This is a genomic window from Nostoc sp. NMS4, from assembly GCF_017115095.1.
In the GTDB taxonomy this organism is placed as follows: domain Bacteria; phylum Cyanobacteriota; class Cyanobacteriia; order Cyanobacteriales; family Nostocaceae; genus Nostoc.
Genome location: NZ_JABXKI010000291.1, coordinates 1 through 8880, shown reverse-complemented (window position 1 = coordinate 8880; position 8880 = coordinate 1). Strand labels below are relative to the sequence as shown.

The window sequence follows — 8880 nt, the reverse complement described above, 5'->3', positions numbered from 1 at the left end:
AGGGTGCAGATTCCCCAAAAGTAGTCACTATCTCTACCGTGTTGCTTCTGGGATCGATCGCGGCTCTCGTTATCTGGGCGCTACAAGCTGCCTATGCGCTAAACTAAAACCATTAGTAGTCTAGAAGGACACTTATCTTAAACGGTTTCCGTCTAAGCCAAGTGTCCATTTAGCAACTATTAAATAAAAGCCCCTTAATAACCATCAAAAATTTCAGCAAAACTTTAGATTTTAGATTTGAGGTTTTAGATGGAAAATTTAAATCTAAAATCCAAAATCCAGAATGTTTGAACCTTGGGGTGTTTTTTTTATTTTAATTATCTGCCCCCTTTTGGGCGGATTACCCCTGATTGCATGGATAACTTACGCCCTGAAGCGGAAGCAGTTATCACAAGTTGGTACAGGAAATATTAGTGTATCGGCTGCCTTTTATCATGGCGGTAAAATTGTGGGAATTCTGGCAGTTTTGTCAGAAGCTTTTAAAGGAGTTGCGGCAGTCTTACTCACCCGCCTTTTCTTCCCAGATGGATCGTTTTGGGAATTGGTTGCCCTAATCGCTCTGGTAATCGGTAGATATTGGATAGGCAGAGGAGCAGGTACGACAAATGTTGTCTGGGGATTTGTCGTACACGATCCACTGGTAGCGATGTTTGTATCTTTTTTTGCAGGTATTAGTTTGACAATTCTGCAATCAAGAAAGTTAGTCAAATTTGGGGTTTTGCTGCTTTTTCCTTTGTTTGTGGCACTGCTGCACTTTAGCGATATTCCCAGAATATTTGCTGCTGTGGTTTTAGCTGGTTTAATGGGTTGGATTTATACTAAAATTCCTGATGATATGAAACTGCCAACCCAAGAGGCACAAACAGAATCCCAAGGGATGTTGGAATTTTTACGCGGCGATGGCACAATGGTTTCTCTAGATGAAGAGTTGAATGCTGCTATTGTCGGAGAAAAGGCGGCGACATTATCTCAAATTAAACGCTGGGGCTATCCAGTGCCGAAGGGATGGGTATTGGCACCCATCGACGATCCACTCTTAACAGAATTTCTCCAGCCATCAGAATTATCCCCTTTGGTGGTGCGTTCTTCTGCGATTGGAGAAGATTCATTTCACTCTTCTGCTGCTGGACAGTATGAAACAGTTGTTAATGTTACTAGTCCAGAAGCATTAAAAGCAGCGATCGCTCAAGTTCAAGCTTCCTACAATCACCCATCTGCTGTCCAATATCGGCGCGATCGCGGTTTAAATGATACAGCAATGGCTGTGTTAATTCAACAACAAGTCCAAAGTGTATATTCTGGCGTTGCTTTCAGCCGCGATCCCATTACCCAGCAAGGCGATGCGATCGTTATTGAAGCCCTTCCAGGCAGCCCAACGCAAGTCGTTTCGGGAAAAATTACACCAGAACAATATCGCGCTTTTGTTGTTGAAACAGAAAATTCTTACTCTGTACAATTAGAGGGTCAAGGACGAGTACCACAATCATTAATTAAACAAGTTGCATACTTAGCTTACCGACTCGAAAAACGTTATCATGGCACTCCTCAAGATATCGAGTGGAGTTATGATGGTCAAACACTTTGGGTATTGCAATCTCGACCGATCACCACTCTGTTGCCCATCTGGACACGCAAAATCGCTGCGGAAGTGATTCCCGGAGTAATTCACCCCTTAACATGGTCAATTAATCGTCCCTTAACTTGTGGAGTTTGGGGAGAATTTTTTACTTTAGTTTTAGGCGATGCCTTCGGCAATGGCAAAGCCAAACGCGCCTTGGGGTTAGATTTCACCAAAACAGCAACTCTGCATTATTCCAGAGCCTACTTTAATGCATCCCTCTTAGGAGATATTTTTATCCGCATGGGACTGCCGCCGGAAAGTCTAGAATTTTTAACTAGAGGAGCTAAATTAAGTAAACCGTCCTTGCAGTCAACTTGGGAAAATTTGCCAGGACTCGGGAAGTTGCTGAAACGGGAATTAAATTTAGAAAAAGAATTCAAGGAAGATTATCACAAACGGTTCATTCCTGGGTTGTCGGAGTTGGCACAGGAAGATATGGATAACTTGGAACCACTCAAGCTGTTGGCAAGAATTGATTTTATTTTGGAGTTGCTGCGTCATGGTACATATTACAGCATTTTAGCTCCCTTAAGTGCGGCCCTGAGACAAGCGATTTTTCGGGTAAAAGATGGGCAAATCGATCATAGCGTCACCCCAGAGGTAGCAGCATTGCGATCGCTCAGTGCGATCGCTACAGATGCCAAGCAAGTATTGGTGGAGTTTGAGCCACAGCAAGTATTTGAGCAATTAAAGCAAACCCCCGAAGGAGAAAAGATCCTCCAAGAATTTAACGAATTGCTGCAAGATTACGGCTACTTAAGTGAAGTAGGAACCGATATCTCCGTTCCCACTTGGCGGGAAAATCCCCAAATGATTAAGCAGATGTTTGTACAGCTAATGCAGGGGAACGAACCACAAGCAGGTGCTAAAGATGCCATTAATAGTATCTTTGGTGGTAAGCGCAAACGCTCTTTTGTCCAACGGCGCGTGGATATTAAAGGACGAGTTACCGAAGTTTATTCCCGGCTTTTGGCTGAATTGCGTTGGAGTTTTGTCGCCTTAGAGAAAATTTGGTTAAAGTCTGGTTTACTTAGGCAAACAGGTGATATCTTTTTTCTCAACTTTGATGAAGTGCGGCGTTTAATTGTTGAAGAAAATTCCAGCTTAATAGAGCAGTTAGATGAGTTAGTCGAATTTAGGCGATCGCAATTCCTCCAAGATAGCGAGATCATTCAAATACCTCTTTTAGTCTACGGCAATACACCTCCTCACCCCTTAGCTCCCTCTGAGCTTTACTCTGACCAAATTTTACAAGGCATTGGAGCCAGTCATGGACAAGCCGAAGGTAGAGTGAAAGTGTTGCGAAATTTACAAGACATTCCAGAGATTGACCGAGATACGATTCTGGTAGTACCTTACACAGATTCCGGCTGGGCCCCATTGTTATTGAGGGCTGGGGGATTAATTGCCGAAGCTGGAGGAAGACTTTCTCACGGTGCGATCGTTGCTCGTGAGTATGGAATTCCCGCAGTGATGGATGTTCGCGGCGCTACATGGATTTTGCAAGATGGTCAACGAGTCAGAATTGATGGGTCTAGGGGTATTGTGGAATTATCTAACGATTTAAGACCGGAATGATTACCACTTCTCTTAAAGACTTACCAGAAGAGTCTGTTTCTCACAATGCCGAAATCAAGAAAAAGGTGATGCTACGCTTCGGCGATTTACCTCACCTGACTAACTTTTCTCAAGCACGTTTTGCTCCTGGACAAACCGCACCAGCACACGCGCATAAAGATATGTGCGAAGTATTTTTTGTAGAAGCTGGTTCGGGAGTAATTCAGATTGATGGTAAACAATACCCCTTGCTTCCTGGGAACTGCATAGCCATCGAACCGGGAGAAGTACACGAAGTTGTCAATAGTGGCTCAACTGAGCTTGTTTTGACGTACTTTGGTTTGCGAGTCGAAAAATCAGGCTAATCATCAATTAGGAATCTGCATTAACCATAGCAATCCGATTTGATTTGTGAAAAAAATTAGGTATTGTAGTGGCGTGGCAAGGCTAAAATGTTGCAAAAAAATTGTAGGTTGGGGAGCCACTGCGTTGCGCGGGTTCCCCGAGTTGTAGCAAGTGGCGTTGGAGGCTTTGCGTAACCCAAACATCCTAATATATGTTGGGTTACGCTCCGCTCCACCCAACCTACGTCTACGTTTAATGCACTATTTTAAGCTTGCCATGCCAGTAGGGTGTGTTAGACAGAACGTCGTTAGTGTGATAAATTTACGGCAAAAAATATGCTAACTGAAAGTCTAATTTTTTTTAACATTCTGGTAGTTATAATAAACAGGCATTAAGTAAAAAACTTTTTACGATGGGGGAACCAGCAGCTCGATTAGGAGATACTGTAAAACATCCGGCACCACCTATTCTGACTCGTGGTCCTGGAAGTTCAAATGTGCATATTGGCGGGATGCCAGCTTGGCGAGGTTTACCAGCAATGCAAGCACAAATCATTAAAGATGCAAAACAAGCCGGTGATAAAATAGTAAAAGCCGCAGAAGAAGCAACTGACAAAGCTACCCCTCCGCCAGTTAAGGTGATAGCTTATGCTGCTGAACAAGGCGAAAAAGGTGGGATTGAGTCATCAATCGGCGGACTAATTACAAGTAATGCTGCATCCGCCGCCCCACCTGCAACAGCTGATATACACTCTTGTGTCACTCCTAGTCGTGTTGTTCCCCACGGGCCAGGTGTAGTAATTGATGGTAGTAATACTGTTTTGATTAATGGATTACCAGCTTGTTTTATTGGTAATACGATTTTGGAACCACTGGGAGAGCCGAATGAAATTACAGGAGGCTGCCAAACGGTTTTAATTGGAACTGGCCCTGCCATAGCAGTTTCTGTAGATACTAGTAAGATTACTGACTCTATTCAAAAAGAAGCTGACCAAGCAGGTAAAAAAGCTGAAGCTGAAGCAAAACTCAAACAACAACAAGAAAACGCCGCAAAAGGCTAATTGTAGACTAAGACTTACGCACTCATCACGAAAAACTAAGCCTTTGCGATTACTTCTCTACGAGACGCACTCGCGTTCGCTTTGCTCGTAATGACACAAAATCTTAGTACGCGCGTGAGTCCTGTAGACATTGAAGTTATTACAGGGAAGACGGAAGTTGCTACAGAGTGCGCGAAACACGAAAACATTAAAGCAAAAGTTGCTAAATGAAGATAAAACAGAGAAATTTATAGGTCAATACGGTTAATCATGCGTATCCCGCATTTCTCACAAAACGGTAGGGACGGGTTCACGAGACATTCGTGAATGATTGAAGCATATTTGTGAACCCGCCCCTACAGCCTCTGGACTTGGGTTTCATAAATTTGGTGAGAAATCCGGGGTATATTCATTTTCTCAGTCAGTAGCTCCTCTCTGTCAGTAGTGAATTTTTTTTAATTTTCTGGATTTCCTTTAGGATTAGCCATTGTTGAGAGATGTAAATATAGCTTGTTGCACAAGGTTAAGATGCACTTTGAAATGGCGATCGCATTCTAACCCAGTAAATCAGTTTATAACCATAACACATCTAGTCCCCAACATCCTAAGCTTAGGGACTTTTTTATGTCCTATATACCTAAACTTGTTGAACTTTAGGGATATAAGATAGATAGAAATAGGGGGTAGAAAGAAATAGTAAATTAAATTAGAAAGTTACTAGATAGATAATTACCTCAAGCTAGTAGTTTAAATGTACTAAAAAAGTGCGGATACTAGAAATTTAATAGAAGTAAAGTGTAACAGGCATGAAACCATTGGAAATACGTGATTCTGTTGATTCCCGATATAACCCCACAGCGATTGAGGAAAAATGGCAAAAAACATGGGTAGAACTTGGCTTAGATAAAACACCGACAGCTAGCAACAAGCCAAAATTTTACGCTCTTTCCATGTTCCCTTATCCATCGGGCAGCCTACACATGGGTCACGTCCGTAATTATACGATTACCGATGTGATTGCCCGCCTCAAGCGAATGCAAGGGTATCGGGTAATACACCCAATGGGTTGGGATGCCTTTGGCTTACCAGCAGAAAATGCCGCTATTGACCGTGGTGTACCGCCAGCAAAGTGGACTTATCAGAATATGGCTCAGATGCGGCAACAATTGCAGCGTCTTGGTTTATCTATTGATTGGGAATGTGAACTTGCTACTTGTTCACCAGATTATTACAAATGGACACAATGGATTTTCTTGCAGTTTTTGCAAGCGGGGTTAGCTTATCAAAAAGAAGCAGCTGTAAACTGGGACCCTATCGATCAAACTGTACTGGCAAATGAGCAAGTCGATAACGAAGGACGTTCTTGGCGGAGTGGCGCAATAGTTGAGCGCAAATTATTACGCCAGTGGTTTTTCAAGATTACCGACTACGCCGAAGAATTGCTCAATGATTTGCAGAAATTGACAGGTTGGCCGGAACGGGTCAAATCGATGCAAGCAAACTGGATTGGCAAATCTACAGGTGCTTACTTGGAATTTCCCATCATTGGGATAGATGAAAAAATCGGCGTGTACACCACACGTCCAGATACCGTTTATGGTGTCAGCTACCTAGTGTTAGCACCAGAACATCCTTTAACAAAGCGCGTTACCACAAAAGAACAACAAGCAGCCGTAGAAGTTTTTATTAAAGAGGTTTCCAATCAAAGTGAGTTGGAACGTACCTCTGAAGACAAACCGAAGCGGGGTATACCCACAGGTGGTAAGGCAATTAACCCATTTACAGGGGAAGAAGTGCCGATTTGGATTGCTGACTATGTACTGTATGAGTATGGCACGGGGGCAGTGATGGGTGTACCAGCACACGATGTCCGGGATTTTAAGTTTGCCAAAAATTACGATTTGCCAGTTGATTTTGTTATTGTCTCCCCGGATGATGTTGCAGGTTTTGACTTAACCCCAACATCAGAGATTGATGAAGTCACACAACTTATCCAAATTGAATATAACCAGGCATACACTGAACCAGGAATTTTAATTAATTCTGGGGCTTTTACTGGTATGACTTCCACAGATGCGAAACAAGCAATAATTGAATACGCCGAACAACAAGGTTTTGGTAAAGTGCGGGTGCAATATCGCTTGCGGGATTGGTTGATTTCGCGGCAGCGTTACTGGGGCGCACCGATACCCGTAATTCACTGTCCTAATTGTGGGATAGTGCCGGTACCTGACAAAGATTTACCCGTGCAGTTACCGGAAGAGGTGGAATTTACTGGACGTGGCGGTTCACCTTTGGCTCAGTTGGAAAGTTGGGTAAATGTACCTTGTCCAACTTGTGGTACTCCGGCGAAGCGGGAAACTGACACGATGGATACTTTTATTGATTCTTCATGGTATTTCTTGCGTTTCCCTGATGCTAAGAATGAGCAACAGGTTTTCGATTCTAATAAAGTTAACGACTGGATGCCAGTTGACCAGTATGTAGGTGGAATTGAACACGCGATTTTGCATTTATTGTATTCGCGCTTCTTTACTAAGGTACTACGCGATCGCGGTTTGTTAAATTTTGACGAACCTTTCCAACGCCTATTAACTCAAGGTATGGTACAGGGTTTAACTTACCTAAATCCCAACAAGGGTGGTAAAGATAAATGGATTCCTTCTAATTTGGTAAATTCAGCCGACCCCCGCGACCCTCAGACTGGTGAACCATTGCAACGTCTCTACGCCACCATGTCTAAATCTAAGGGCAACGGTGTAGCGCCAGAAGATGTAATTTCCAAATACGGTGTAGATACAGCGCGGATGTTCATCTTGTTCAAAGCGCCGCCAGAAAAAGACCTGGAATGGGATGAAGCCGATGTGGAAGGACAATTCCGCTTTTTAAATCGGGTTTGGCGTTTGGTGACAGATTATATTGCGGCTGGGGTATCCCGTAAGCAAGCCCAACTTTCTGATTTAACTAAGGCAGAAAAGGAATTGCGGCGGGCGATTCATACGGCTATTCAGGCGGTGACAGAAGATGTGGAAGACGAATATCAATTCAACACCGCTATTTCCGAATTGATGAAGTTGAGTAATGCCTTAACTGATGCTGACGGCAAAAATTCACCAATTTACGCAGAAGGTATTCGGACTTTGGTGGTTTTACTAGCACCCTTTGCACCACATATTGCTGATGAATTGTGGCATTTATTGGGTGAAAATGATTCAGTTCATACTCAAACTTGGCCATCATTTGACCCAGCTGCTTTGATAGCAGATGAAATCACTTTAGTGATTCAAGTTATGGGTAAAACTCGCGGCTCGATTCAAGTACCAGCACAAGCAGATAAAGCAGCGTTGGAGAAATACGCCCGTGAATCAGAAATTGCCCAGCGTTATATCGAAGCTAAGGAGATTAAAAAGGTAATTGTAGTGCCTGGAAAGTTGGTGAATTTTGTCGTTAGTTAAGTACAGTTTTGGGTAAAATCGTGGCGAATTGAGGGTTGAAATTTAAACGCATAGGCGCTTCGCCTTCCCGCAGGGTAGTGGCGCAGAGGGAAGCGCAAAGGGACACGGTGAATTTGCCACGAATTAATGAAATGTTGTACTTAGAATCGATAAAATTGTAAATGTAGCCTGACAAAAAATCAGAGGATTTACATCCGTGACACTCAAAGAGTTAGAACAACAACTTCTTGCCCTCAGACAAGCGTGAAAAATTGCAGGCCATACAGTTACTTGCTCAAAGTCTCGGCAACAATTGGCAAGGAATTGAAAAAACTCCTAGAGTCTGTGGTGGAGAGGCTCGCATCGCTAAAACTCGTATTCCCGTTTGGGTACTTGTGGAAGCTCGCGGTCTTGGATATAGTGATGCTGACCTTTTGACAAGCTATCCAACTATTACAGCTACAGATTTAGTTAATGCTTGGGTATATGCAGAAGCTCATCCCGATGAAATCGAATTGGCAATTGAGCGTAATGAGGTAGCCTAATCGACTATCAACAGAGTTGATTTTATCCGTTTACATAGTCGTGATTCTGACTCCTGAATTCTTCTTCAAAGCAGTAATTTACTTCTCTGGGATATGTGTATTTAGAAACATATTAAATTATCTTCCAGAGAGTTGGACTGTTTTATTTATACACGAAAAAGCGCTTGAGAGTTTTGCTCACTCAAGCGCTTTTCCGTAAAAGCTTATACCAACTCACTCGTTTGATGCAACATTTGAAATCTGCAACACTCCCTGAGGAGAGAGTATTACGGGGATAACTTGTGACAAACATGTGGTGAAATGGTATCACTCCTTGCACTAACTAAGAATATCTCTTTT

General features: G+C 42.9%; 5 protein-coding genes. All 5 read left to right on the top strand.

Features of this window, described 5'->3' with window-relative positions; genetic code table 11:
• Nucleotides 1–283 precede the first annotated feature (283 nt).
• The 5 genes from HWQ37_RS27390 (at nucleotide 284) to HWQ37_RS27370 (ending at nucleotide 8541) form a co-directional block, all read left to right on the top strand.
• Entirely contained in the window at nucleotides 284–3199 is a 2916-nt protein-coding gene (locus tag HWQ37_RS27390) for a glycerol-3-phosphate acyltransferase (protein ID WP_292753567.1), read from the top strand.
• Nucleotides 3196–3543, top strand: a complete 348-nt coding sequence (locus HWQ37_RS27385) for a cupin domain-containing protein (protein ID WP_292753565.1) — start codon at nucleotides 3196–3198, stop codon at nucleotides 3541–3543. The genes HWQ37_RS27390 and HWQ37_RS27385 overlap by 4 nt, the downstream gene beginning before the upstream one ends.
• Before the next feature lie 392 nt (nucleotides 3544–3935).
• Nucleotides 3936–4583: a PAAR domain-containing protein gene (locus HWQ37_RS27380; protein ID WP_292753563.1), complete on the top strand. Its 648-nt coding sequence runs from the start codon at nucleotides 3936–3938 to the stop codon at nucleotides 4581–4583.
• A gap of 785 nt (nucleotides 4584–5368) precedes the next feature.
• Nucleotides 5369–8017 (top strand): leucine--tRNA ligase, encoded by a 2649-nt coding sequence (gene leuS / locus HWQ37_RS27375; RefSeq protein ID WP_292753561.1) that lies wholly within the window; start codon nucleotides 5369–5371, stop codon nucleotides 8015–8017.
• 251 nt (nucleotides 8018–8268) lie between these two features.
• Complete coding sequence (locus HWQ37_RS27370) at nucleotides 8269–8541, top strand: DUF433 domain-containing protein (protein ID WP_465249721.1); 273 nt, start codon at nucleotides 8269–8271, stop codon at nucleotides 8539–8541.
• Nucleotides 8542–8880 lie beyond the last annotated feature (339 nt).

What these genes read in the sequence shown, in the direction of transcription:
- HWQ37_RS27390 (WP_292753567.1), top strand. Translation starts at nt 284, where the DNA reads ATGTTTGAACCTTGGGGTGTTTTTTTTATTTTAATTATCTGCCCCCTT.
- HWQ37_RS27385 (WP_292753565.1), top strand. Translation starts at nt 3,196, where the DNA reads ATGATTACCACTTCTCTTAAAGACTTACCAGAAGAGTCTGTTTCTCAC.
- HWQ37_RS27380 (WP_292753563.1), top strand. Translation starts at nt 3,936, where the DNA reads ATGGGGGAACCAGCAGCTCGATTAGGAGATACTGTAAAACATCCGGCA.
- leuS (WP_292753561.1), top strand. Translation starts at nt 5,369, where the DNA reads ATGAAACCATTGGAAATACGTGATTCTGTTGATTCCCGATATAACCCC.